The organism is Vibrio albus, assembly GCF_003144035.1.
Lineage (GTDB): Bacteria > Pseudomonadota > Gammaproteobacteria > Enterobacterales > Vibrionaceae > Vibrio > Vibrio albus.
In genome coordinates, this window is sequence record NZ_QFWT01000002.1 from 388070 (window position 1) to 414607 (window position 26538).

General features: G+C 41.3%; 20 protein-coding genes and 1 pseudogene. All 21 read right to left on the reverse strand.

Features of this window, described 5'->3' with window-relative positions; all coding sequences use genetic code 11:
- Window positions 1-43: 43 nt before the first annotated feature.
- The 21 genes and pseudogenes from cysN to DI392_RS05500 all read right to left on the reverse strand — a co-directional run bounded on the left by cysN (window position 44) and on the right by DI392_RS05500 (window position 26410).
- Window positions 44-1450 carry a sulfate adenylyltransferase subunit CysN gene (gene cysN / locus DI392_RS05400; RefSeq protein ID WP_245883961.1) on the reverse strand — a complete coding sequence of 469 codons (1407 nt, stop codon included), beginning with the start codon at window positions 1448-1450 and terminating at the stop codon, window positions 44-46.
- 76 nt (window positions 1451-1526) lie between these two features.
- Window positions 1527-2489, reverse strand: coding sequence for an acetyltransferase (locus tag DI392_RS05405; protein ID WP_109318881.1), 963 nt, complete (start codon window positions 2487-2489; stop codon window positions 1527-1529).
- Complete coding sequence (cysC, locus tag DI392_RS05410) at window positions 2479-3150, reverse strand: adenylyl-sulfate kinase (RefSeq protein WP_109318882.1); 672 nt, start codon at window positions 3148-3150, stop codon at window positions 2479-2481. Before cysC ends, DI392_RS05405 begins: the two co-directional genes overlap by 11 nt.
- Before the next feature lie 4 nt (window positions 3151-3154).
- Window positions 3155-4063, reverse strand: a complete 909-nt coding sequence (cysD, locus tag DI392_RS05415; RefSeq protein ID WP_219930881.1) for a sulfate adenylyltransferase subunit CysD — start codon at window positions 4061-4063, stop codon at window positions 3155-3157.
- A 35-nt stretch (window positions 4064-4098) separates the two neighbouring features.
- Window positions 4099-5844 (reverse strand): annotated as a pseudogene (locus tag DI392_RS05420) (SLC13 family permease).
- A gap of 12 nt (window positions 5845-5856) precedes the next feature.
- Window positions 5857-7287 (reverse strand): phosphomannomutase, encoded by a 1431-nt coding sequence (locus DI392_RS05425; protein WP_109318884.1) that lies wholly within the window; start codon window positions 7285-7287, stop codon window positions 5857-5859.
- 27 nt (window positions 7288-7314) lie between these two features.
- The gene (locus DI392_RS05430) at window positions 7315-8736 is read right to left on the reverse strand and encodes a mannose-1-phosphate guanylyltransferase/mannose-6-phosphate isomerase (RefSeq protein ID WP_109318885.1); all 1422 of its coding nucleotides are present in this window, start codon (window positions 8734-8736) and stop codon (window positions 7315-7317) included.
- Window positions 8737-8831: 95 nt separating this feature from the next.
- Entirely contained in the window at window positions 8832-10280 is a 1449-nt protein-coding gene (wbaP, locus tag DI392_RS05435; RefSeq protein WP_245883950.1) for an undecaprenyl-phosphate galactose phosphotransferase WbaP, read from the reverse strand.
- 135 nt (window positions 10281-10415) lie between these two features.
- Window positions 10416-11498, reverse strand: a complete 1083-nt coding sequence (locus DI392_RS05440; RefSeq protein WP_109318887.1) for a glycosyltransferase family 4 protein — start codon at window positions 11496-11498, stop codon at window positions 10416-10418.
- A gap of 16 nt (window positions 11499-11514) precedes the next feature.
- Entirely contained in the window at window positions 11515-12528 is a 1014-nt protein-coding gene (locus tag DI392_RS05445; RefSeq protein ID WP_109318888.1) for a glycosyltransferase family 4 protein, read from the reverse strand.
- On the reverse strand, window positions 12506-13738 hold the full coding sequence (locus DI392_RS05450; RefSeq protein ID WP_109318889.1) for a hypothetical protein: 1233 nt from the start codon (window positions 13736-13738) through the stop codon (window positions 12506-12508). The genes DI392_RS05445 and DI392_RS05450 overlap by 23 nt, the downstream gene beginning before the upstream one ends.
- Window positions 13716-14861, reverse strand: coding sequence for a glycosyltransferase family 4 protein (locus DI392_RS05455; RefSeq protein ID WP_109318890.1), 1146 nt, complete (start codon window positions 14859-14861; stop codon window positions 13716-13718). Before DI392_RS05455 ends, DI392_RS05450 begins: the two co-directional genes overlap by 23 nt.
- Before the next feature lies 1 nt (window position 14862).
- The gene (locus tag DI392_RS05460) at window positions 14863-16017 is read right to left on the reverse strand and encodes a glycosyltransferase family 4 protein (protein WP_109318891.1); all 1155 of its coding nucleotides are present in this window, start codon (window positions 16015-16017) and stop codon (window positions 14863-14865) included.
- A complete protein-coding gene (locus tag DI392_RS05465; RefSeq protein WP_109318892.1) occupies window positions 16014-16820 on the reverse strand; it encodes a hypothetical protein in 807 nt (268 codons plus the stop codon). Before DI392_RS05465 ends, DI392_RS05460 begins: the two co-directional genes overlap by 4 nt.
- Window positions 16820-17974 carry a glycosyltransferase family 4 protein gene (locus DI392_RS05470; protein WP_109318893.1) on the reverse strand — a complete coding sequence of 385 codons (1155 nt, stop codon included), beginning with the start codon at window positions 17972-17974 and terminating at the stop codon, window positions 16820-16822. Before DI392_RS05470 ends, DI392_RS05465 begins: the two co-directional genes overlap by 1 nt.
- The gene (locus DI392_RS05475; protein WP_109318894.1) at window positions 17971-19221 is read right to left on the reverse strand and encodes a lipopolysaccharide biosynthesis protein; all 1251 of its coding nucleotides are present in this window, start codon (window positions 19219-19221) and stop codon (window positions 17971-17973) included. Before DI392_RS05475 ends, DI392_RS05470 begins: the two co-directional genes overlap by 4 nt.
- A 115-nt stretch (window positions 19222-19336) precedes the next feature.
- The gene (locus DI392_RS05480) at window positions 19337-20302 is read right to left on the reverse strand and encodes a Wzz/FepE/Etk N-terminal domain-containing protein (protein WP_109318895.1); all 966 of its coding nucleotides are present in this window, start codon (window positions 20300-20302) and stop codon (window positions 19337-19339) included.
- A 102-nt stretch (window positions 20303-20404) separates the two neighbouring features.
- Window positions 20405-20773 carry a four helix bundle protein gene (locus DI392_RS05485; RefSeq protein ID WP_109318896.1) on the reverse strand — a complete coding sequence of 123 codons (369 nt, stop codon included), beginning with the start codon at window positions 20771-20773 and terminating at the stop codon, window positions 20405-20407.
- Between the two features lie 21 nt (window positions 20774-20794).
- Entirely contained in the window at window positions 20795-21925 is a 1131-nt protein-coding gene (locus DI392_RS05490) for an ISAs1 family transposase (RefSeq protein ID WP_109318880.1), read from the reverse strand.
- Window positions 21926-22254: 329 nt separating this feature from the next.
- Window positions 22255-24897, reverse strand: coding sequence for an SLBB domain-containing protein (locus DI392_RS05495; protein WP_109318897.1), 2643 nt, complete (start codon window positions 24895-24897; stop codon window positions 22255-22257).
- A gap of 160 nt (window positions 24898-25057) precedes the next feature.
- Window positions 25058-26410: a capsule assembly Wzi family protein gene (locus tag DI392_RS05500; protein ID WP_109318898.1), complete on the reverse strand. Its 1353-nt coding sequence runs from the start codon at window positions 26408-26410 to the stop codon at window positions 25058-25060.
- Between the last annotated feature and the right edge of the window lie 128 nt (window positions 26411-26538).

The window sequence follows — 26538 nt, forward strand, 5'->3', positions numbered from 1 at the left end:
CCTTGTTTGATTTGCATTTTTGAGTGATTGACGGTACTTTTTATCAAAATCTCATTAAGCCTGAGCCCTTATTCGATAAGGGGTTTTCATAATCTTGCCCTGCATAGGCATTCAGTTCTTTTTCTGCCGGCGAGTAAGTGCGTTCTTCCAATTGGCTTTCACCGTTAATCAGTTCCACCATACCAGCTCCAACGGTCACATTTGAATGGCGATCGATAATGATAAAAGAGCCGGTCTTAGGCAATTGCTGATATTTATCGACAGCCACCTTATCGGTCAGCGTCACTGATGCTGAAGCAATCTCATTCAGTTCCAACGTCTCTGCATTCTGAGCGTGCTTCTCAAGCGTGTTAACATCCACTTTATAATCAATGTTAGCAATCTTACCAAAGCAGGATTTCGTCGCGAACTTAAAGATATACTCTTTATGCGAACGCATCGGATCTTCACCCATCCAAACCACATTAGCCGCTACCTTATTGGTGACTTGAGGCTCAAATCCGGTATGCACCAGCATATCCCCCCGGGAGAGATCAATCTCATCATCAAGAGTAATGGTGATGGCCTGTCCCGGCTGTGCAGTGCTGAGTTCAGCGTCGTAGGTGTAAATAGATTTAATCCGGGATACTTTTCCTGAAGGCAGGGCTGTCACTTCATCTCCCACCTGAACAACCCCGGAAGCTAACGTACCACAGAAGCCACGGAAGTCCAGGTTAGGACGGTTCACATACTGCACAGGGAAGCGCATATGCTCCAGATCTTTATCCTGATTTACTTTCACCGTTTCCAGCAGTTTCATCAGTGTCGCGCCGGGGTACCAGTCCATATTCTCACTTGGCTGAACCACATTATCGCCTTTCAATGCTGAAATCGGCACAAAACGCAGATCTTTGAAGTTAAAGTGCTCAGCCATCTTGCGGTAATCCGCTTTGATCTGCTGATACACTTCCTGACTGTAACCCATCAGATCCATTTTGTTGATAGCGACAATAATGTGCTTAATACCTAATAGGCTACAAATATAGCTGTGACGACGGGTCTGGGTCTGAATACCGTGACGGGCATCCACCATAACAATAGCCAGTTCACAGGTAGAAGCACCGGTAACCATATTACGGGTATACTGCTCGTGCCCCGGAGTGTCGGCGATAATAAACTTACGCTTATCCGTAGAGAAATAACGGTAAGCCACATCAATGGTAATGCCTTGTTCACGCTCAGACTGCAGGCCGTCCACCAGCAGCGCCAAATCAAACGCTTCATCCGTAGTATTAAACTTCTGGGAATCACGTTCAATCGCAGCCATCTGATCTTCATAAATCAGCTTACTATCGTACAGAAGACGACCAATCAGGGTCGATTTACCATCATCCACGTTACCACAGGTAAGAAAGCGTAATAGGTCTTTGTTTTCATGCACTTTCAGATACGCTTCGATATCCTGTGCAATAAGTTCTGACGAATGTTACATAGTCTATATATCCTGTCCAAAGAGAGGCTTTGTCTTATCACCTCTCCTTTTCTAATTAGTTATAAAATCGATCCAAGGTATCAGTAAACGACTGCTTATCATCGACGGGCAGAGCATTAATGCCTGCCGCAGCTTTTCGGCCACCGCCGGTCGGAAACTGAGAACATACCTCATCAGCTCCGGTGCGGTTTTCCAGAGGCGCACGAACACTGACCGTATAATCGTCGCCGCTCTGATTCAGAGTCAGCACGGCGTGTGCCTTGGCTGGTGCATCGTTTGCCAGTTGATTACCAAACACCCCGCTAATCCGGCGAGCCCACGCTTCACAAGGCAACTCAAATACCTGGCTGCTGTCGGTATCGGCAACAGGCTTCAAAGCAGCAATATGAGCCGAATCGGCTTCATAGCCTTTTTTCAGCAGAAAGTAAGGTGAGTCCGGATTATCACGCAGCATAAACGGGTCAGGGTAAGCTAGCAGCTGTTCATACAAATCCTGAGGCGCAATATGCAGATCCTCAATGGTTGCACCATAACCGTTATAGTTAATCAGCGTTCCCAGCTCTTTTAGGTACTCAATATCCGCGTCGGCAACCCCCTGTTCATGAGCCAGCTTGGTTGCCGTGGCAATCAGGTTATCACCGAACGCCGCCGCTATCGCCCAGTTCACATATTGACCTTTCAGGTGCTGATTAATAAGCAGGCTGGTACAGGCCTCAGCATCCAAATCAATCAAAGCGGTCAGATGTTCGGATTCAGGAATATCTCCAGCCCGGTGGTGGTCGCAGTAGAACACCTCAACACCGGACGCCAGTAATGATTGCAGGGCCGCACTGTTTTTTTCCATGGAGATATCCAGCACGGTCGCTGTAGTCGCATCACCAGCCACCACCACTTTATCAACCAGCTTTATATCGCGCTTAACACCAGTGACTAAGGTTGCCGGCTTCGGCTCAGCCAGGCGCAATTGCAGCAAGGCAATAATGCCATCGGCATCGCCGTTAAAGACATCATAATGCATGACTGTTGTCCTCCTGAAACTTTCGCTCCTCCGCAGTCAGGTAGCCCATGGCTTCAAGTCTGGCTACCACAAATTCCGCACACTCATCAACTGACAGGTTGTCAGTATGCACATGAATTTCAGGTTGTTCCGGTGCCTCATAGGCAGAATCAATCCCCGTAAAGTGTTTAATTTCACCGGCACGAGCTTTTTTATACAGCCCTTTCGGATCCCGCTGCTCACAGATAGCTAATGGCGTGTCGATAAACACTTCCAGAAATTCGCCTTTTTCCACCAGAGCCCGGGCTTGTTGCCGATCAGAAATAAACGGAGAGATAAATGCCGTCAGCACAATAGCACCAGAATCGACAAACAGTTTCGCGACTTCACCAATGCGCCGGATATTTTCCACCCGATCTTCATCGCTGAAACCAAGATCTTTATTCAGACCATGACGAACATTGTCACCATCTAGCAGATAACTGTGTTTGCCAAGGCTCAGCAGTTTGCTTTCTACCGCATTGGCAATAGTCGATTTACCTGAGCCACTCAGACCGGTAAACCAGAGCACAACCGGTTTTTGCTGTTTAAGCTGAACCCGATCGGCGTGCGTCACCGTACTGTGGTGCCAGACCACATCATCACTGACCGATTCGTTGTGTTTCTTCTCGTAAGGGCTCATAGTATTAGAAATATCCCTCACGTTTCTTCTTCTCCATCGAGCCGGAACTGTCGTGGTCAATGGCGCGCCCCTGACGCTCTGATGTGGTGGTCAGCAGCATTTCCTGAATGATCTCAGGTAACGTCGTTGCTTCTGACTCTACCGCACCAGTCAGCGGGTAACAGCCAAGCGTACGGAAGCGAACCATCTTCTCTTCTACTACTTCACCTTCTTTGATATCCATACGATCGTCATCGACCATAATAAGAATACCGTCGCGCTCTACCACCGGGCGTTTCTTCGCCAGATACAGGCTCGGAATTTCAATGCTTTCCAGATAGATGTATTGCCAGATGTCCAGCTCAGTCCAGTTTGAAAGCGGGAACACCCGGATGCTTTCGCCCTTGTTTACCCGGCCGTTGTACACGTTCCACAGCTCCGGACGCTGGTTTTTCGGATCCCAGCGATGATGCTCATCACGGAAAGAATACACACGCTCTTTGGCCCGGGATTTTTCTTCATCCCGGCGTGCACCACCAAAGGCGGCATCAAAGCCGTATTTATCCAGAGCCTGCTTCAGGCCCTGAGTTTTCATAATATCAGTATGCTTGGAGCTACCATGTACGAACAGGTTAATGTTCATTGCCAGCCCTTCAGGATTCTGGTGAACAATCAGTTTCATGCCCAGTTTTTCAGCCATGTGGTCGCGAAATTCAATCATCTCTTTGAACTTCCATGTAGTATCCACATGCATCAGTGGGAAAGGAGGCACTCCCGGCGCAAAGGCTTTTTTCGCCAGATGCAGCATCACCGAGGAGTCTTTACCAACTGAGTACAGCATCACCGGGTTATCAAACTCGGCGGCGACTTCGCGCATAATATGGATAGACTCAGCTTCCAGCTGTTTAAGGTGAGTCATACGTTCAGGAGTAATCTTCATGTTATTTCCTAGTTTTTATATCTCCGATCCTACAGACCGATAAACAATACAATCACTGATATGACTGTCAACCCATAACAGATGCTGATGGGAAGACCGACTTTTATAAAATCCATTATCCGGTACTGACCGGTATTAAACACCATCAGGTTAGTCTGATAACCGTATGGGCTGATAAAACTGGCACTAGCACCAAAGGCGACGGCAAAAATATATGCAGTCGGGTTTACCGATAAACTTTCCGCCAGATTAAAGGCGATGGGAAAGATTAAGGCCGCCGCCGCGTTATTCGTGACTAATTCGGTCAGCAGCCAGGTCATGATATAGATACTGATTAATCCAACTAAAGGAGTAAGGCCAGTACTATGGCTAACTAATACACCTAATACCTCCGCTAAGCCGTGCTCACTCAGCGCCTTAGAAAGTAGCAATGCCGAGGCAATGATCAGCCAGATCTCTTTAGGTAAGCGCCGGACAAGTTCCGATACAGACAAACACCGGGTAATCAAAAACAGGCTCAGCAGGATAAACATACTCTTAAACAGAGAGACTACGCCACAGGCCGCCAAACCGATAGCGGCGAAAAAGCCCAACAGCACCAACCATTCCCGGTGACCAGATAGCATATTATCCGGCTCTACCCCGCTGATGACAATAAAGTTTTTGGCTACATTTTTTCGGGTTTTAAAGTTTTCCCCTACCGTCAGAACCAGATAGTCACTAGGCTTAATCACGACTTCTCCCAGCTTGCCGGACACCTGCTCCCCCTGCCGTTTTACCGCAACCACAGCAGCATCAAATAATGCCCGGAACCCTGAGGATTTCAGAGTATTACCGACCAGACTGCTGTTGGTCCGGACAACGACTTCCGTTAAGTTGTCCAGCGGTAGCCCATTCTTATGGGCAAACATCACCAGCCCGTCAAACTGGTTAAGCTGCATCACCTTTTTTATGTCACCACTAAAAATTAGCCTGTCGTCTGGCTGCAACACTTCTTTGGGAGAGACAGGGCTGAGTAATTGTTCGCCTCGGAGCACTTCGGTCAGAAACAGAGACTCAAGGTGACGTAAGCCATTCTGCTCGATGGTTTTCCCTATCATTTTTGAGCCAGAGTCAACTTTGGCGTCAATGAAATACCGCTCAGCGCTGACAGTATCGTTTTTATACTCTGGTAATAGCCGACTGGAGAAAAAGAGTGCAACACCGCACACCACTGTCACACTTGCACCAATAGGGAAGAAGTCAAAAAAGCCAAGAGTGGGGTACCCGGCATCGACCACCAGACTGTTCACTATCAGGTTGGTTGAGGTACCAACCAGGGTTAATGTACCACCTAAAATGGCAGCATATGAAAGAGGAATCAGTAAACGGCTTGCCGGGTGGTGAGGGTTATTACGGATAGGTGCCAGCATCGTAGAGACTATCGCCGTATTATTCAAAAACGCCGATGATATAGCCGTAAGCCCATACAACCGCAGCCAGGAACTTCGGTATGATGAGGTAATGACCTTGCTGGCTATCACCCGTAAAAAGCGGGTTTTCTCCAGTGCCAGAGAGCAGAGCATCAGTAAAATCAGGGTCAACAGCCCCTGATTAGCGCCACTGTCTAATAGCTGCTAAGTATCAACAATATTACCGGTATACAGCACCAGTAATGCAACCGCGAAAACAACTGCAGGCTTGCTCTGAAACCAAAGCAAGCCTGCAGTTGTAAGAACAAAAACAGCCAGGGTGACGTACAGATCAACACTCACTGTCAATTGTTCAACCTGCATATATAAATTCTTCTACAGCAAAGAAGTATCCAATGTCTGGACTTTACTCAACACCGTTTGCACTAACTGCTTTGCCTTCTCCACAGAATCAGATTCCGCATAACAGCGCAATTCAGGGGCATTGCCTGAAGGCCTTAGATGAATAATATCGCTATTAGCTAATGTCATCCGCAGACCATCTGTAGTATCTACTTCTGTAACTTCAGTCTCATATCCTAACAGTTTAAGAAGCTTACTTTCCTGCCCTTCAGCTTTAGCCAAAATTTCACGGCTTTTTTCAGTCGCAAAATTCTGGACCCGGTCACTGTCGGTAAAGCGAGTCGATACCTGATTAACCAGTGGAGCAATCCCATCTTCCAGACCTGCAACCAATACCATCAATGCTGGTAATACCGCATCTCGAGTCGGTAATGCTTTCAGTGTATTACCGTTAACGCTGATGTCACTACCCAGTAAGAACCCACCATTCGCTTCAAAACCAACAAATGCCGGATACTCTTTGGCCAGAGTATCAAACTCAGCAATCACATAAGGAGAGCCAATCTTAGTCAGTGATACACGAGAAAACTCACCAGAAGTACTAATAACCGTATTACAACTCACAGGTATCGCTAACGCATCAACCCCCATCGCTTTCGCGCATAGCAGGCCAAGAATATCGCCCCGTAACCAGTCACCATTTTCATCGGCTACCAGGGGTCTGTCGCCATCGCCATCTGTCGAGAAAATAAAATCGAGTTCGTACTCTTTCAACCAGGCTTTAGCCTTAGCTTTATCTTCATCTGAAACCGCTTCTGTATCAATAGGAACGAACTCATCACTACGAGCAATTGAGATCACTTCCGCCCCTAATTGAGTGAATATTTCAGGATAAAGATCGCGTCCCGCACTGGAGTGCTCATAAATTCCAATACGCTTACCTGATAACAAGCCAGTCTCAAACAGACTAGTATAACGCTCTACATACTGCTGAGCTGCCTTAGGGTTTACTTCAAGTTCAGGCAAAGCAGTAACCGGAGTAAATTCAACATTAGCATTTAATATTGCTTGCTCATCTGCTTTGGTTATTTCCCCATCAGGACGATAGAACTTAAGACCATTACGATCGAAAGGAATATGGCTCCCTGTCACCATAATACAAGGGATATTATCCTGCATAGCAGAATAGGCCAGAGCTGGTGTTGGTATAACACCATAATAAACCGCTTCCAAGCCGGAATCGTGAATAGCCTGAATACAGGCCTGGGCCATTGCCGGACTACTTGGTCTATTATCTATAGCAATAGCCACTCTTTTAAATTCAAATTTGTCTGTAATGCTACTGATAAAAGCATGAGTAAATGCAGCACAAGCATTTGAACTAAACTGGGTGACCAATCCACGAGCACCACTGGTGCCAAATTGAACACCTGAAGTTTGTATTTCTTTAGTAGTGATTAACATCTTAAATAAACCTATTTATTAAAAACCTTAGTATCCTTCGCCGGTGGAATCTATACGCACTATATCGTCTTCCCCCAAGTAGCCACCGGTCCGGACTTCAATGACTTCTAATGGTATTTTCCCCGGGTTTTCGAAACAGTGTTTAACACCTACAGGGATATAAATAGATTCATTTTCGCCAACAATATGGGCTTCATTACCTTTATATATTCTTGCGGTGCCCGATACCACAATCCAGTGCTCAGAACGATGGTAGTGCACCTGCATTGCAGTTTTCTCACCAGGCTTAACCGATACTTTTTTAACGTGATAACGAGAGCCTTCAGCAATATGATCATGCTTACCCCACGGGCGGTAAACTTCGCGGTGATTTAGGAATTCAGGTCTATCCTGCTGCTTAAGATTATTAACAATGTTCTTAACGTCTTGCACTTTGTCACGATGAGCCACCAATAGTGCATCTTTAGTATCTACGATGACCAGATCGTCCACACCAACTGTTGCCACCAGGCGCTCTGGTGCGGCTACATAGCAATTATGAGTATCATCAGCAATCACATCACCACGGATGACATTACCTTGTTCATCTTTATCACTCACTTCCCACAAGGAAGACCAAGCACCGACATCACTCCATCCGGCATCCATCGGTACGACTACTGCATCGCCAGTTTTTTCCATTACAGCATAATCAATAGAATCGTCCGGACAACGGAAGAAAGCTTGCTCATCAATACGAATAAACTCAAGATCTTCTTTCGCATCCTCAATAGCCGCTTTACAGGCCGACAAAATCTCCGGTTGATATTTTTCTAGTTCTTCTAAGTACCGGGATGCCTTAAATAAGAACATACCACTATTCCAGTAATATTTTTGTGATGCCAAATATTCCTGAGCTGTCGTTAGATCCGGCTTTTCGACGAAAGAATCCACTACAAAAGCATCGGCGATATTTTCATCCATGGCATCGCCACGTCGAATATAGCCATAACCTGTTTCAGGTGCAGTAGGAACAATACCAAAAGTCACTAACTTCCCACTTTCAGCGTATAATTGAGCCGACTCCACTGAACGAGTAAACGCCTCAATATTTTTAATCAAATGATCTGCAGCTAAAACCAGTAGCAGTGGATCGTTACCATCCATCCGGGATTTTAGAGCGGCCAAAGCAATTGCAGGTGCAGTATTGCGCCCAACTGGCTCTAGGATAATACCGCTATGAGAAAATTCCGCCTGTCTCAACTGTTCCGCAACTAAAAACCTATGCTCTTCGTTACAAATGAGAGAAGGAGGTAAATGCTCTATATTGCTTAGGCGAGTAATGGTTTCCTGCAGCATCGTACGGTCTCCGGAAAGAGAAAGAAACTGCTTAGGAAAATGAGTTCTGGACATAGGCCAAAGGCGGCTACCAGAGCCGCCAGCCATAATAACAGGGAGAATTGTAGTCATTATAAATATCTAATCGTTAAAATTTGTTTTATTCTGTATCTTTTTCATTCAATACAAACCTAGCTAATCATACTTTTAGATGCATAAACCAGGTATTAATAAGCCCCATCTTTTTTTAATACGACACTCACTGTTTTGAACAAAATAACAATGTCGTACCACAGAGACCAGTTTTTTACATACCAGCTATCCAGATACACTCGAGTTGCATAATCAGTATCACTACGTCCACTCACCTGCCATAAACCGGACATACCTGGCTTTGCCATAAGATAATAGTCAACATCATCCGCATAGCGTTCAAGCTCTTCATCGATCACGGGACGAGGACCAACTAAACTCATCTCACCTTTTAATACGTTCCATAACTGAGGTAACTCATCCAAACTCGTCTTACGTAAGAAACTGCCGATTGGAGTAACACGCGGATCATCCTTCAGCTTGAACTCACGTTCCCATTCTTCTTTAGCCGCAGGATCAGTCGCTAATAAATCCTCAAGAACCTCCTTCGAATTTGTAACCATTGAGCGGAATTTCAGGCATTTGAACTTTTTACCATTTAACCCAATACGTTCATGCCCATAAGTAGCCGACCCACCATCGCTCTTAACTTTACGAGCAATAAATGCGAAAAAAGGAGACAATAAAATAAGGAGAACTGAAGATGCGAAGATATCAAAACCACGCTTAATGAACCGTGAAGAATTACGTGAAAGGTTATTTTTTACCCGTAACATCATGATTTCATGGCTGAAAAAGTGCGAGATATCGGTTCCATAAAGCGGTATACCTCGTAATGCCGGCACTATAGAAATATCGCGAATACCATTTCTTGTTAACTCACGTAACCACACCTCTCGCAATTCACTTTGGTGCTTTTCTAAGGCAATAAATACTTTTGAAAATTCTTTTCTCCTCGAGAAATATTCCGCCTTCCCAATATAGGGAATACCTGAAATACTGCCGGACTGAATCACTCCCGATGGATCGACAAAAGCGGTAACTTCAAAACCCGTTGACGGCTCACTTAAAATAGCCTGATACGCTTCAGATGCATTAGCCGCATTACCAATGATAATACTTGGCATGGCCCAGCACCCAAATGCATTCAATATCTTTTTTGCAAAAAAACGATATAAAGGAAGCAAAACCAGTGCCGATCCCCAGGAAACAAGCCAAACCTCAACTGAATAACCTTGCTCCAAAACGGCCAGAACCGCTACGTTTATCAATGCTGTTATTGATACTACGTACCACGTATCTTGTAGCTCATCCCAAAAAGGCTTTCGATATGTATAGTGCCGCTTACTTCCCCATAACCACAAAATTACGATACCAGTCATGAGAAAATGCATAATGACCTGAATCGTAGAAGAACCGTCTAAAGTTGCCATGAATCCCGTATTACCAAACATGCTGTTTAGCAGCCAGGCGCAAACAAGGGCAAGGGCATCCATAAGTACCAGCACGGTTGAATTAATCTTCGAAGAAAAGTGGCTCCTTGGCTTCTTAGTGTCCACCTGAAGCTCTTTAGTTTGAGTCATATTTATCATATTTAATAATCATATAGTTAATATCGTGCCATCCAACTGCGTGACTAGGCAAAAGCTGACGACCAGAATCACCGACCAACAACAGACTATAAAAATCAGCAAGTTAGCCAAAAGCTCTCGTGTTCTTTATATAAAGTTTTTAATTGCAGATTGAATATTCTGCTTAAAAATTTCCTTTGAGAAAGACTCAGCATGGTTTCGAATTTCTCGTGAGGTGAATTCTACTTCATCCTCAAGCTTTTCGATAGCTTCGTTTAGGGCCTTTTCCGTCTGCTCATGAAAATATAACCCGGTTTTGCCATCAACAACGGTTTCTAAAGCCCCCCCTTTCGCATAAGCAATGACAGGCTTGCCGCATGCCATGGCTTCTACGGGTACAATACCAAAGTCTTCGACACCAGGAAAAATCAGAGCCTTACAGTTAGACAAATAACGTTTAATCTCTGAAAATGGCTGTCGCCCCAATAGCTGGATATTGGAATTAGCCTGTTTTCTTAGCTCATCCAGTTGCTCACCTTCTCCCACAATAATGAGTTTTTTACCCGATTCATTAAATGCTCTCACCGCAAGATCAGCCTTTTTATAAGCAACCAACTGCCCAAGCATTAGATAATATTCATCTGTATTTTCAGAAACCTCAAAATCATCTACAGAAACAGGAGGGTGAATAACTTCGGCTTGTTTCCCATAATAGGATGATATTCTTTTTGCGACAAAGCTACTATTAGCAATATAGTGTGTCACTTGTTGAGCACTGAGCTGATCCCAACGACGAATATAATGCATTAGAGGAGTCATCAGTTTTCTTTTCAGCCACCCCGCGTTCTGCTTATAGTCATGATACATATCCCACGCATAACGCATTGGTGAATGACAGTAGCAAATATGAGGCACACCAGGAGGAACAATAACACCTTTTGCTGGGCCTGATTCACTGGAAATAACCAGATCATACCCAGATAGATCGAGTTCTTCTAAAGCCATAGGCATCAATGGCAAATAAGACTGATATTTGGTTTTAGCTTTTGGCAACCCGGAAATAAAAGAGGTTTGAACATTATGCTGGCTGATAATCGAATTTTTAAAGTTATCAGGGTTGTAAACATGGGTAAAAATATCAGCTTGGGGGAAGAGTTCACATAAAGATTCTATGACCTTTTCACCACCTCTAACATTAACTAACCAATAATGAATTATTGCTACACGCATAAGTAATACCTTATCCTTAACCTGATAATTTTTCTATTTGCCCCTGGATTCGATCAACTACGGCTTCCCAGGTAAATTTTGATGCTTGTCTTAGGCCTTTTTCAATTGCTTGCTCTCTGAAGCTTGAATCATTAACTACGACTTCCAAACCATCTTTGATTTCATCTATAGAATAAGGATCAACTAGATATGCAGCATCACCGGCAACCTCAGGTAGTGAAGTTACGTTTGAAGTTAGAACAGGAGTACCACATGCCATAGCTTCAACTACAGGTAGACCAAATCCCTCATATAGTGAAGGAAAAGCAAGAGCTACCGCACCTTTATATACTGACGGCAATTCATCTTCTTGCACATAACCTAAGAATGTTACCTTTTCCTGAACTCCCAGTTCATCGATCAAATGTTGAAGCTCTGAATTTGGATTGCCACTAAAGGCTAATTTTACATCTTCATCAAAACTAGCCTTTGAAAAAGCTTCTATTAAACGAGTTTCATTTTTATGTGCTTTTCTGTTACTAACACAAAGAATATATTTATACCCGGGATTATAGGCATCAACATCTGGAGAAAATTTCTCATCAACACCATTTCCGATATTTATAACCATATCTTCTTTTAGTTTTGCCCACTCGATAATGCGGTTTTTTGAAAATTCAGACACTGTAAAAACTCGATAAGCTCGTTTACATCCGCTCTTAATAACCGTATTGTAAAATATCGTTTTTAATAAAGTAGCATTACTTTCTATATCTAGATGATTTAAATCATGAAGTGTAACAATATATTTGTTATTACAACTTAAAGGTGGTATATATCCTGTAAAAAATAAAATCTCATTTGATTTAGTATTCAAATAAGATGAAAACATATTATGCAATGTTGCTATAGGAGATGCAGGGGTCCTAGAAAAAAGCAATTCTCGAGACAATATTAATCTTTTAGAAATCTCTTCTGTGAACCTACCAATCCCCCCAAATTCCTTCCATGAGGAATCTATCACTACATTAGTTTTTTTTAAGTTTGTCAAAATTTAGGCTCCTGCGTACTTGGACTATGTGACATGAAGTAATAAAGGCATATGCAGAATAAAGTGGATACAGATAGAACGAGACTAAGCTATATGATGCCAGTGAAAAAATCACCGTACTTAATAAAAAAAAACCTTTATCATACTTTATAAACATTAATCCACTAAACATCATAGATAGTAGATATAGAGCAAAAACTATAAATCCAACCAGACCAAACCCAATAATAAAAAATGAATATTGGTTTTCCACATAAATATTAGAACCGATACCCAACAATAACTGGTCATCATAACCACTAACTATATCATATAGTTTCTCGAACTGCTTTTGCCTTATCTCTGTTGATACACCCTGACCAAAATTCATTAGATCATCAATTTTTTCATTCAACAAATACAATATTTTTTTTAATTCATCACCAAACTTGGATACTACAAACGTAACTGTAAGAAACAATATAAAAAACAATGGTGAAAAGCTTAATAACTTATTTTTCTTATCTATAAAAACAAAGAAAACAATTAAAAAGGCCAGGGTCGCGAAACCGGTACCAGTAACCTGCATCAAAACACCTAAAACTAAGGTTCCAACCAACACATTCTTTTTTAAATATGAAAAATCCAAAAGATATAATGTAATTACTATCCCAAAACAAAAGACCTGAGCATCCATTGTTGGATAACCTATACCAATTCGTCCCCATTGAAGAAAATTATCTTTAAAAAAGAAAGGAGGATGAAGGTAAACCAACGGTGTAATAATTGAAGCAAAAAACAAAAGGTAAACCATCAATTTTGCATAATGTTCAATAGATTTCCCCGTAAGCTTTTCAATATGCATAAACGAAAATAACAACATAAAAAATTGAAAGTGCTTATACAATACTGTGACTGAGTTCGATACTGACGGCAAATTGGGATAAATCGGGGAAACTGAGTACACTGACCCATAAACAAAAATAAAGAACAAACAGACAATTGATATAGAAAAATAGTTTACACGAAATGAAAAATTAATAGTAAAAAGAGAAGAAAAAAACACCAAAGCAATAGTTGCTTCTCTTAAAAGCGACAAGTAGGGTGAAAATACTAAAGAATCTCGAATTCCATCAAATACTATAAACCATATAAGTAAAAAAAATAGTCCTCTATAAAATGGATACAAAAGATGTGTTTTCAAAAAATCATTTTGAGCTATTTTCATCATACACTCTCTCATAGAGGTGGCAATTAGACCTAGTGCTAAACACCGGATCAGGGCAATATGAACTAGCCTTTAACTCACCTACTATAAACTTTTCTAAAAGAGCGGTATCATAGACAGTATCAATTAATTCCAAAAGCTCACTAATTCCACCAACAGGTTGAACAAATACAGGGACGTAAGAAGAGCATTCAACTACCACCCTTCCAAAGGGTTCTCGCCACTTAGTCGGTAATAAAACTGCATCGACTTGTGATAGAAAAGTTTCCAATGGTGTAAAACCAAGCAGATTGACCCCTACTTTTTCAGCTCTGTTTTTCAACTTACTGCCCGTATCCGAGCCTGAAAACTCACCTGCAGCTACAAATCGAACATCGGTACGTTCTTTATATTTCTCCGCAATATCACAGAAAACATCAAACCCTTTCTCTACTGATAGTCTTCCAATAAATCCAATCACTTTTTCTTTCTTAATATGTATATTCTTTTCAATATGAACGGGTTTTACCGGATTATAAATTGTATGAAAGGTTGCCGTCGGTGCATAGCCATTTTTCTGGTGTAGATCAGCTATAAATTTGCTAATACCAACAAATGCATCTATCTTTCTAGAAAGTCTTTTCTTAAAAAAAGACCAACCTTTTACAGAAAAGCTCGATACTTCCATATTATGGTCACCTTTAAACAAGGTGCAATTAGGATGAAACAAATAATAATCACGACCTGTATGAACCAAACGAATCCCACGTTTTTTCACCTCATTCCATACAGAAACAGTAAATCCGGCAAGATTATTTGTGTGTACAACATCAGGTTGAAATTCATCAAGATGCTTCGCTACTGCTCTGGACATTAATGGATTATACTGATCAATTAAATGCCAAAGCAACCTTTTCCACGTAGATTGATATGTTGCACTATATGGCCAATAGATGTTTTTTAAGGGTAAATAACACACATCAACACCATTAATAGATGATAAGCTTTCTTCTTTATTCTCTGATAAAGACAATACCTTTACAGTATGACCTTGTGAGACTAGGCTTTCAGCCAAAAGTTGGACTGAAACTTCGGCACCACCGAATTTATGGGGAGAATACAGTGTATTAATTATTAGAATTTTCATATTAATTTATGTAAAGATTGCGAATGGTTTTCCGGTGCTTATCCTTAGAAAAAGTCGTCAATATTTTATTAGCATAACCCTTCATTTTTTCATTATCCCGTTTTAAATTTAAACAGTTTAGGGTAGCTTCATACAGCTCAGACTTTATATCAACTATCTGAATATACGGTGGTTCACTTATATTTAGTACAGTTTCAGGCAAACCTCCTGTATTTGAAACAATTACCGGCAGATGCACAGATAATGCTTCAAGAACAGCTATCCCAAAACTTTCTTCCTGCTCTGTGTCAGGATCTTTTATTGATGACTGAATATAGATATGGCTTGATTCAAGTTCCTCAAATACCTCTTTATGAGGTAAGGCATCATAAAAGTGTATAAAAGATTCGATATTCAAACTTCTGGCTAAATTTTGTAATTCATCTTTTAATGGACCATAGCCAATAATTTTCAGATAGACATTAGTAAAACCATTATCATGCAACTTACGTAACAAATGAATAAGATATGCTTGCCCCTTCCATGTAACAAGCCTACCTATATTAATCAAATAGACAGGGTTATCATTATCAATATCAGAACAACTATTATGGATAATATTTTGTGTATAACAGTTTGGAACAACTATTATTTTTTCTTTATCTATCTCAAAATTGTTAATTAACTCATTTTTTAAAAACTGGGAAGGTACAGTAAAAATAACACTTTCAAAACCTGAGCAAATATTTACTTTTTCTTTATATGAAGCGTTAGAATGTAACTTTTTATCAAGCACATCTGTCCCATGCGCAGAAATAATAACTTTCTTTTTATATCCAGAATTAACAAGATTGATAATGTCTTCAAAAAAATAATTAAAATGCGAATGAACAACATCAACATCTAATTCGTTAACTAAATCAATCAACTTTTCTTTTTTAAATCTGTTAAATTTTTTAAACACTCTTCTATTGATATTTCTGACAACTTTACTATAAAAGTCACTATATCCGGTTTTTGCGTCATAAACTTTAGGAAATGGCCTTTCTTTCTCATTCACTCTACATGTTGTATAGATATAATTATCTATTCCCATTGATTCCAAATCAAAAACTAAATCATAAATGAAAGTTTCTGATATGACAGAAAAATCAGGAACTAAATGGAGTACTTTCATTTATCAATCTCGTCATATGCATCTAATTCTTCTTGAGAGCCATGTTGAAAATAAAACCTTTTACTATCAAAATTTATTGGTCTTTGCCGACCATACCCATAAGGTAAATCAGTATAACCTTTAAATAAGATAAATAAGTATTTTCTAAATTTATTAATAACTTTATGATAAAAACTAGAACCATCATTTTGATAAAAAATGAATTCGGGCAAAAATGACAAAACACGAGACGATGCTATGGCAAATTTAGTTTCAGGGCTGATAATTGCGTCTCTTGACTTAATGTTAGTTAAACGTCTCAAAAAATCAGGAATTGCTGCAGTTTTTATTATCATTAAGGATTGTTGCATTGGCTGACCTGTTCCATCACCATTGCCAAAAATGAAATCCTTGCTTGAATTAGATGAGATAGCATATTCAATTATATCATTACCATATACAAGTGCGTCTTGTTCTACATAGACCCAATAATCGGCTTCACATGAAATTGCATATACCATTCCCGCAATATGAGCCCGAGTAACACCAGCATACTTACCTTTATGGCTAGTGGAATGACCGCTATTTTCATCTACACTTAAAAGTTCAATTCTTTTATCTTCGGGTAAATTAGGTAGAGTTGGAGAAGCAGAATCTACTACAAGTATTTTTATAGGATTTGTATATTTATCTATAGCAGCGAACCATTTATCAAAAAAACTTACGCTTCTAATTTCTGATGCCCCATACTCAACACGTAATTTGTTTAATTCTGTTTTTTCACCACACCACCATCCCGTGGTAATAACGTATTTATGAGACATTATTTAAAAACCTCTTTAAACTTCCAAAATAGTGCATGTTTAATATCTTTTAAATAACTAAAAATATTAAATTTCTTACCAATTTTCACTTCTTTTAAAAACATATCCCAGTCAGCAGAAATATTATCTTGAGATAATTTTCTTGTATTTACTATACCTTTTTCCCCTAGCCTAACTTTTTCATTTTCAGATAACCTTGAAAATTGTTTAATCACATCTACTGCTTCATTTGTATTTGAAACCAAATATCCACTATCATTCGTTATAAAAGAAATCTGCCCACCTCTGTCCAGGCTAAGAACGGGTACACCAGCAGCCTGAGCCTCAGCTAAAGACACACAAAATGTTTCTGATGCTGTTAATCCTGAAATAACGATGTCATTTGTCACAAGCTGATCATAAAGAGTCGCTCTACCTAACGTACCTTTTATACTAATAAAACCTCTGTCAACTAGAGATCTGACTATATCATGTGCAAACAAATCATTAGGGCTATCACCATATAATTTTGAATCACCATAGACATTCAAAACCACATCATGCTTTTCTGCTACTAGTTTATGTATAACTTGACATACTTCTAAAAAACCCTTGTGTTTTGATGGATAGCCAATAAAAGCAATATTTAGTGGTATATTGCTTTTATAATCCATTTTTCGTTTTATTAAATTTAGATTTAAAGGATTTAATATGGTATGAGACTTCTTATATAGTGATAAGGGGAATCTAAATGATAGTAAGCTTGTAATTCTGTGATAGTCACTAACAAAAACAAATTCATCTATATATTTATTAACAAATGCTTTTTTATATTTATTGACATCTAACCAATTATGAGCCCAATAAACTATTTTTCTTTCTGTTAGTCTTTCATCAAATAGAACATCTCCGGAATGACCAACCACAACTAAAACATCCGGATTTATTGCTTCTATTGTTGCTTTCACTCCCTCATCCCCAAGAGAATAATACGTTATTCCATCTTCTTTTAATTCTGCTGTATTCTTGTAAAGAATGGATATTGAATACCCGCGCTTTGTTAGACCTCTAGCAGTATAGAGCATTGAGGATATCGTTCCTGATCCACCAGATTCGTTTAATTCTTTCAAAGTCTTCGGTGTATCTTTTATATTTAGAAATAATATATGTGTCATATCATTTCCTTTTTCAGTATTAATACTTTACAGGTTACAACAATAGCTATTTGAACAAAAAGCGAAAAGATAACTCCAGATAACTGAGTAACCGAAATTAATATATTCAATAAAAGCAAATAAACAAAACTTGCAACAATCATTATAGCCACATCTTTTTTAATATATCCCATAGACATAAATAACACATGTATGAAAATAAATGAATTTGACAATAACATTAAACAAAAATACATTAAAAGAATATCTGTATCCACTACAACTCCCTTAATGCAAAACGAATTATAGCTATCAGTGTAATTTAAAACCAAAGACAGCAATATTAAGGTGACTACCGGTAATATGACTTTTTTAGGAATTTTTAGACTTTCAGAATATGCATCTTTTTTTCTTCCTTCACTAATCAATTTAGAGAAGTACGGGAAAGATACTTGAGATACTGACTGAGCTACCATTGCAAATATTTGCCCTCCTTTTTTCAATAAATCATATACAGCTGTTGATTCAGTACCTAAATGCATGCTTATTAATAATTTATCTATATGATTTATTGGCAAATCCAATATTGCTTTAAAGTTCACCCACGCGCTATATTTTAAAAGCTCGCAATCAATACTTAATTTGAAAACATTGAATTTATATTTAAACTCATGAGAAATAGCTATGGCATAGATCCAAAATAGCATATTTTGTATTACATACGGTATTATTAGAAGCTGTGCGCCGATATAAAAATCAACGTCATAAGCTGTAATGTATATAGCAATTAGTACTCTTGATATAGAATAAGATATTTGACACAAAGCTTGCTTTTTAAAGTTTTCAGTAATTCTTAATATTACTGTAGAAAACCCAACTTGCCCCATAAATATTATAACAGAATACGACTTGATAATATTAACACAGGAATCATCCAGATTCATAAATCCAGCCAATACAGGAGCAAGTATGAAAAGTAATACTGAACCTGAAATCGCTGTAATCAAATCTAAATGGATAGTAAAAGATAATAATTTATTCTTTTCACTTTCTGACTCATTATACCACTTGACAATCACACCTTGCCAAGGCTGAAAATTAAATAGTGTCATAAACACCATTGTGAGTGCTAAAATCGTTACTTGTGAACCATAATCAGCCATTCCCCAAGCGCTTATTAGTAAGGGGACCGTAATAAGGTTTGCTAAGGCTGTACTTCCTGTACCTAATAATAAGGAAGTTGATTTTTTTAATAATTTTTCAATCATGGGGATATACTATACAATTAACATAACCCTTTTAAATAAGGCCAATTTATGAACAGGTTACTAAAATACAAGCTCCTTTTGATAGGGAAGCTAATTAGATTTTGACCATCTTCTTCTAATTACGAAACGCAAAACGGATCATTACTACTACAACCCCTAACATACCTCCAAACAGAGTAACCACAAAACATATTAACGCACGCCTAGGCATTGCTTTCTCTTCCGGGATTACTGCAGGATCAACCGTCTGGAATACAAACTCTTCCTCTACTTCAGCAAGCATCAAGTTTTTAGTTTGCTCTTCAATAAGCTGGTAAAATACTGAACGCATATCCGCAATCTTTGTTTTCTCTAGTTGCTGCTCCAAATAGCCTATATTACGCTTGGTTTTAGCAAGAGAATTATCCTTCATCCAAGCGTTCAGGTCTCCTACCAACCAAGTCACCCACTGTTGGGCAATTTCAGGTGAATAATGATTGACAGAGAATATAACTAAACCAGAATCTTTTGCTTCTTCAATCGACAGGATTTCTTCCTTAAAGACCCTATATGCTTCCCAATCTGTTGGCGTTGGTGATTGGCCTGGCTCAACTTCCCTGACCCACTCCTGTGTGCTGGAATTGTATACTTCAGAGTCGATAACCAATTTATTCGACTCAGCATTCCACTGCTTTGCAGCCATTAATGGCACCAATAAATCATGCTTATTGATAAAGGCATTAATAAATTTTCGAGACTGTAGGATAGCCAATGCCATTGCCGTATTGTCTGTCCCACTACCGCCAATATTAATCCCTGCCAGAGAAGCCAAACCACCAAATTGCGCTGCCATACTGGCAAGACCAGATTTACCACTTTCTTGGGCTGGAGCTAGTACCGCTTCCGCTTTGTAGATGTTTGGAAGGGATCGCGCGTAGAACACGCCGCCAGCGGCAAAGATGATGGTGGTTAAAAGGATGATCCACTTTCCTTTCCAAAAAGCGAGGAAGAGTTCTTTTACGTCGATTTCATCGTCAGACGCGGCCATAGGCTGTGGAGGATATGGGTACTGATAATGTTGTTCTGGGATTTGCTTGCTCATGGGTGTTTTCTAGGGTTAAGGTTGAAGGATTAAGGGGATAAATAAATAATTAATTATATTTGGCCCTTTACCTTCTAAACTAATGTATGGTTTAAGAGCAGTTCAATATTTTGCTTCTTCTTCAGATATTCTCATTTTTTTTGCCCTTATCAGGCCTTTCAACATTCCGAATATCTGTTTAGCTTCTTTGACCAGCTCTTGTGATTTTTTGGCATCCAGATAGTTAATCTCTATACCGATATATAACTGCGTAATAACTTCAGCAATAGAAGCTGTCGCATAATTAAAAAAACGGATTTTCTCTTTTGTACTTTCCCGTTCCTCACCTTCAGCGATATTGGAAGGCACTGACAGACCAGCTCTCGTGATCTGGTCCTTAAATCCATAGTCTTTAAGGTTCTTAGTCAGGATATAAATATCGCAACTTAGTCTACTAGCTCTTTTCCAGACATCTAAGTGTTCAAACCTCATTACTCTACTCCCAGGGCAAGATTACGAAGCCCCTTGCCCTGCAAGGACTTGAGAAAGATAGGCGTTACTTCTGTTCGCCTTCTTCTGCTTCCGCTTTATCCCCGCTTTAAATGTTTTTTCTTCTGTAAGCAAGTTTAAAGCAATATGCCGGAATACCGCCAGATTTTCACCCGCTTGTTCTCGCTGGATCCGACAGCTATCTTCGTTCATACCTACATCAAGTCGCCAGTGCATTTGAACCTCTATGCTCCAGTGCGCTCTGGACTTCTCTAGTAGTTCCTGAGCACTTAACTCCGCAGAACTGATGTAATGTCTGATTGTCATCGTTTCTGCTGGCTTATTACCTTCTTGTCTCACTGAAACAACGACACCCAGTGTTTTTAATTCCGGCCAGTCAAACTCAATATCACCCAATTCAGAAGGGTTATGACTGACTAAAGCAAGTCGAGTCTCTGTTCGACCATGACCTTTTTCCTGAATACTGTATTTATCACCCTCATAGCTATTCAGCATACTTGAGTTAAATACCTTTCCCATCGCCTCTTCGAGCTTTTTCTGATTACCTTTTACCGCTAAAAGATAGTCCGCGCTTTTATCGACGATTTGCTGAGCAATATCCTTCTGACAGCCCATCGCATCAATGCTGACAAGGCATCCACGCAGCTCTAATAATTTCAAAAGCTCTGGTATCGCGGTGATCTCATTCGACTTTTCTGCTGTTTTGACCTGTCCAAGAACCACCTGATTTTCAGCACTAAAAGCGCTGACCATATGGATAGCACCGCTACGTTTGTTCTTGTCGTAAGTCCCTCGAATCGTCTTTCCGTCAATGGCAACGACGTCGCCACCTGTCGCCTCATGACAATCTTTCATCCAAGCTGCAAAACTCTTTTGAAGCTGTTTTGCTGAAATCAGATTCATCACCCTGGCAATGGTGTCATGAACCGGAACACCATTGTCAAAATCACCATACTTCTGAAGCCACTCAAGGTTATCTTCACCAAAATCCTGAATATCTTCCCAGCCTTCGGCACCAGCAATAACGGCCGCAATCGTCAGGAAAATTATGTCCGACAAGGTATGCTCGACTTTCCAGGCTTGTCGTGGATCTTGAATAACTGAAATATGGTCCAAAAGGCTTAATCCGTTCATGGTTGCTGGTTCATTACTGCAAAAATCAGCATATGATCACAGCCGGTTTAGATCGTCAAATCGATCCTTGTTTGATTTGCATTTTTGAGTGATTGACGGTACTTTTTATCAAAATCTCATTAAGCCTGAGCCCTTATTCGATAAGGGGTTTTCATAATCTTGCCCTGACTCTACTCCGTACATAACCTTATCGATAAAGGTCAAAGGACTAAAAGAGTTAATTATTTACCCCCTCAGTCCTCCTACCTTCATCCTCAAAGCAGTCAGAATATAAATAAAGGTTATCCGAACAAAATACTGAACCGTATTATGCGACCAACCAAAAAGACTTAGTCCTTAACCGCATTCCAGGCTACGCCGATTTGGTAGAGCATTTGGGTGGCGGTGCTCATGGTGCTTAGGCCATCCAGGTAATCGGTGTCGATTGGCACTATGATGGTATCGCCAGGTTGCAGTGGTTTCTGTTTACGGCTGAACCAGTATGAATTGTTTGGCAGCATGACGGAGCCGTCAGCTCTTACTACGTAGATTCGGTCTGTATCAGCTTGCTTTTTGGTGCCGCCCGCTGAAGCTAAGTAATCTTCTACCGTCATTTCCGGGCGGAATGTGTGGTTTGAAGCGAACTGCACTTCCCCCATAATGGAGACGGTTGGGTTGAGTGCCGGGATATACAGCTTATCACCCTTTTCCAACATCACATTCGAAATATTGTCGCCTTCCAATGCCTGAGGCAGGTCAATCACCAGACGGCCAATGGCTTCTGCTGTGGTTAGCTCTTTAGTGACTTCTAATGCCTCACTAGGCTGAGCGGTATAGGTTGCCGATGACGTCTGACGACGCAGAGCCAGGCTGGCAATTTCCTGTTTCAGCTGCATATTAAGCAGCTTCAGACGCTCCTGCTCCTGCCGTTTTAGCCGCTCACGACTCAGTACCGCACCTTGCGGGTAAGCGTACTCTGTCAGGCCACCCGCACGTTCAATAATATCCTGTAGTGTTTCGCCACGCTGGAAGGTATAACGACCCGGGAACACCACCTCTCCCTGTAGCTCAATAGACATATCCTGCTGCCAGTTTGGCTGAGTTTTAATTACGATATTATCCTGCGGGTGAATATCGACCTCAACGTTACCTTTCATTACTTTATTCAGTGAAAACGGGATCTGAGTGACATGGAAAGACTCTTCCGTACGCATGCGACGTGTGATTTCAGCCTGAGTCAGATAGGCGTTTTCACTTAATCCACCAGCCGCTTCGATGACCTTTTCGATATCTTTATCCCGAGCTAATGGATAAACCCCAGGGAATTTTACTGCACCGGAGATTTCAATCAGCTTGGCCGGATTATCCAGTGTGGCCTGCGCTTTCAAGCGTTCCACAATTGGCTTCAGCAGTTCTTGTCGGCTGGCAACTTTCACCAGCTCTTCATCGCTTTTGGTTTTCTGATTATTCTCAAGCACGGTTACCGCTCTGTTTTCAGAAATAACTGCGCCAGTTTCGCTATCAAGATGAGTTACCTCTTCCTGAACTGGTTTCTGAGCTGCTTTGGCTTGTACTGTACCTTTGGAATAACGATAGTTACCATACCAATAATCTGTATCCAGGCCATTATCGAATACAAAAATCTGATCCCTCTCCTGCAGAGTCAGGTTATCGGATGATCCGGGATGAGACAGTGCTGTTCCTAAGTTAAACTGCAGCACTTCAATATCATGTTGATCATTCACTTCACGAACCACCAGAGCGTACTGCAGATCCGCGCTTGGTTTCAGATCATTATCCACCGAAGTAATTACATCACTGACTTTCATGCCGGATATAAAACTAAGAGTACCTTGACGAACCACTTCACCACGCAGTGCCACTGCATCTTTCAGATTCTCTGATGCGCGGTCAATACTGATTTTATCGCCGGACTTTACTACAAACTGACGGTCCTGACGTTTGGTCAAATCCAAGGTTAACTGCCTTACTCCATCCAGAGTAGCACGCTGAACGCTCACCTTAGAAAGGTACGCCTGTGGTAACAAGCCCCCTGCAAGACCTAATAGTTCTGAAATCGTAGTCCGGCTATCCAGTTCATAGATCGCCGGGCGCAGTACTTCTCCATTAATGCTCACGCTGGAAGTCTTGGTCGGGATAAACAGGGTATCGCCCGCCAACAGACGGATATCACTAGAAGAATCGCCTTTGACCAGCAGATCATACATATCCAGTGTCGAAATGACTTTGCCGTTACGTTTCAACTGGATATTACGCAAGCTACCGGTTTGTTTAATACCACCACTGGCGATCAAAGCCTGAGTGACAGAGGTTAAACCGTTAACGTTATAAGCTCCCGGCTGCTGCGATTCACCCACAATATAGACCTGCATGGTGCGCATAGAGCCCATAGAGACAACCACGTCCACACCAATCACTTTCTGTTCAACCAGAGCAGTCAGTTGCTGACGCATCTCTGCAAACGTCTGCCCCGCTACGGCTACCGGGCCAAATTCCGGAAAGTTCACTTTGCCTTCCCGGTCAATCACCAGTGAGTATTCCTGGTTGGTCTTGCCGTAAAGCTGCACTTCAATTTCATCGCCCGGAGCCATGGTGTAGTCCAGCGGCACCGGCAAGTTATCTACCGGGGTAAACCCCATCGGCTTACCCGCAAGTACATCATAACCAAACGGTTTAAGCCCGCCACTGCCTCGCGTATTCGCGGTATACTGTATTTCTTTCTCAGTCGCGGCTGCTTTATGCGCTCTGACCGGCTGCTTCGGTGCTTCTTGTTTGGCCTCCGTTGCAGGTGAACCACCAGTTAATACGGAAATATCAACCCCATACTGAGCAGCCAGCGCTTCCTGTTGTGCTTTCGGTAGCTGCTTAAACTGTGCAATCTGCGCCGCCGTAGGGGTAAAAGCTAGTGCACCAGAGGTGAACAAGCCCGTTACGGCGAGGGTAAGTAGTCGTTTTTTTAAGATAGTTTGCATGGTTGAATTGGTTACTGTTTTCATGAAATTTATTTGAGACTAGGAAGAATACAGAGCGCTTCACTTTGAGAGTACAGAATACAGAAAACCAAATGAATTTCTGTATTCTGTAAAGGAGCTTGCGACCGTTCTGTATTCTTAAGCGAAGCGCTCTCAATTATTAAAACCGAAACTCATATCCTGTCCAGATATTTGTCTCATCCTTGTTGGTTTCGTTGTCTGTTCTTCCTGCTCCGAAGTGGAGCATACCGGCTAAGGCTGGCAGACGATAACTGACCTGCAGGGTCTTAACCGTTTTGTTGTTCTGTTCTGATTCCTGCGCGATCAGGCTCAGGCTGTGATCGTTTTGCAGTTGCAGATAAAGTGCAGCGGAAATGCTGTTATCCAGTTCGTAAGTAGTTTTAGCTGCGCCGTCGGAATAGGACGGGTATTGGTTGTTCTCCCAGCTTTGCGGATCTTTTTCGCTGGTTGAATCCTGTTTTTCCAGTACCAGACGGATAGTCTGTCCTGCGAAGTCAAACTGGCCGCTCCAGCCCAACAGCCATGCTACCGGTTCAAATGAATTAGCACTCGATGCCAGCTCACCGTATACCGAGTGATAAATCTTATCGAAAGCAGGCAACGTGAGTTTCGCATCCAATGAAGTCTGTTTATCTCCGTCAGAGAATTCAGAGCCATCAAACCAGCTTTGGTATGTCAGGCCGTACTCAAAAAATGAGACCGGCTTAGAAGCCAGACGAAAGGCACTGTGTTTGTTAGTTGAAGGTTTATCAGTTGAAGCATCATCAGGCAGGCCGATAATCGCTTCAGCACCCCAGTTACCTAATATGGTATTTGAGCCGATATAGCTAACACTCAGGTCTGGATTAGAACGCGCAAACGAGCCTAAAATCAAATTATGTTGCCAGCCCTGTCCCCACCAGCGGTCGATACTACCAACGGAAAACAGCCATTTTCCGGCATTCAGCGCCAGGTAGCTGTCGTTCCAGAGAAAATCTTCATCTTCGCCGTATTTGGCATAGCCCGTCGTGACCCGGAATGCAAAGCTATTCCGCATGCTTTCATAGCTGGCAGTCGCTCCCCATTCATTTTTGCTGTACTGGCCAAAACCGGATGCTACAGGCGTTTCAGAACCACACACGGCTTTTAAGGCCCGGTTGCCCCGGCCATATTCAGCAGAAGCAAGCGCATAATGCAGATGGCTCGCAGCTCGCTCCAGCTCGTTACTGACCTGGTTTTGATTATTTTGGTGTACGATATCCAGCTCATCGCCAATCATAGACCAGCGAAGTGGATAGTGGTTAACCGGAGAGTTCAGCAAACCTGCATCAGACAATGCGAGCAGATCAGAACGGAGGAAAGGATCATGGGTTTCAAGCCAGGGGGAAGCTTCTGTTGTAAAAGTCGTACTTAGCGTTGCTATCGCAATAGAAACTGATAATAAATGAGGAGATAAGCGGTTTGATCCGCTTACTGTTTTCTTTAGTTTGGATATATTCTGGAATGTTTTCATTTGTTAACAATTTCAGCAAGTACGGACCATCTAAATGAAACCATTCATAAGCCACTGTCGTTCAGGCACGCTACCGCCCGGAAGTTGTTACGCATTCCTTCGCAGCGTGATGTTATTTAACTACAGAA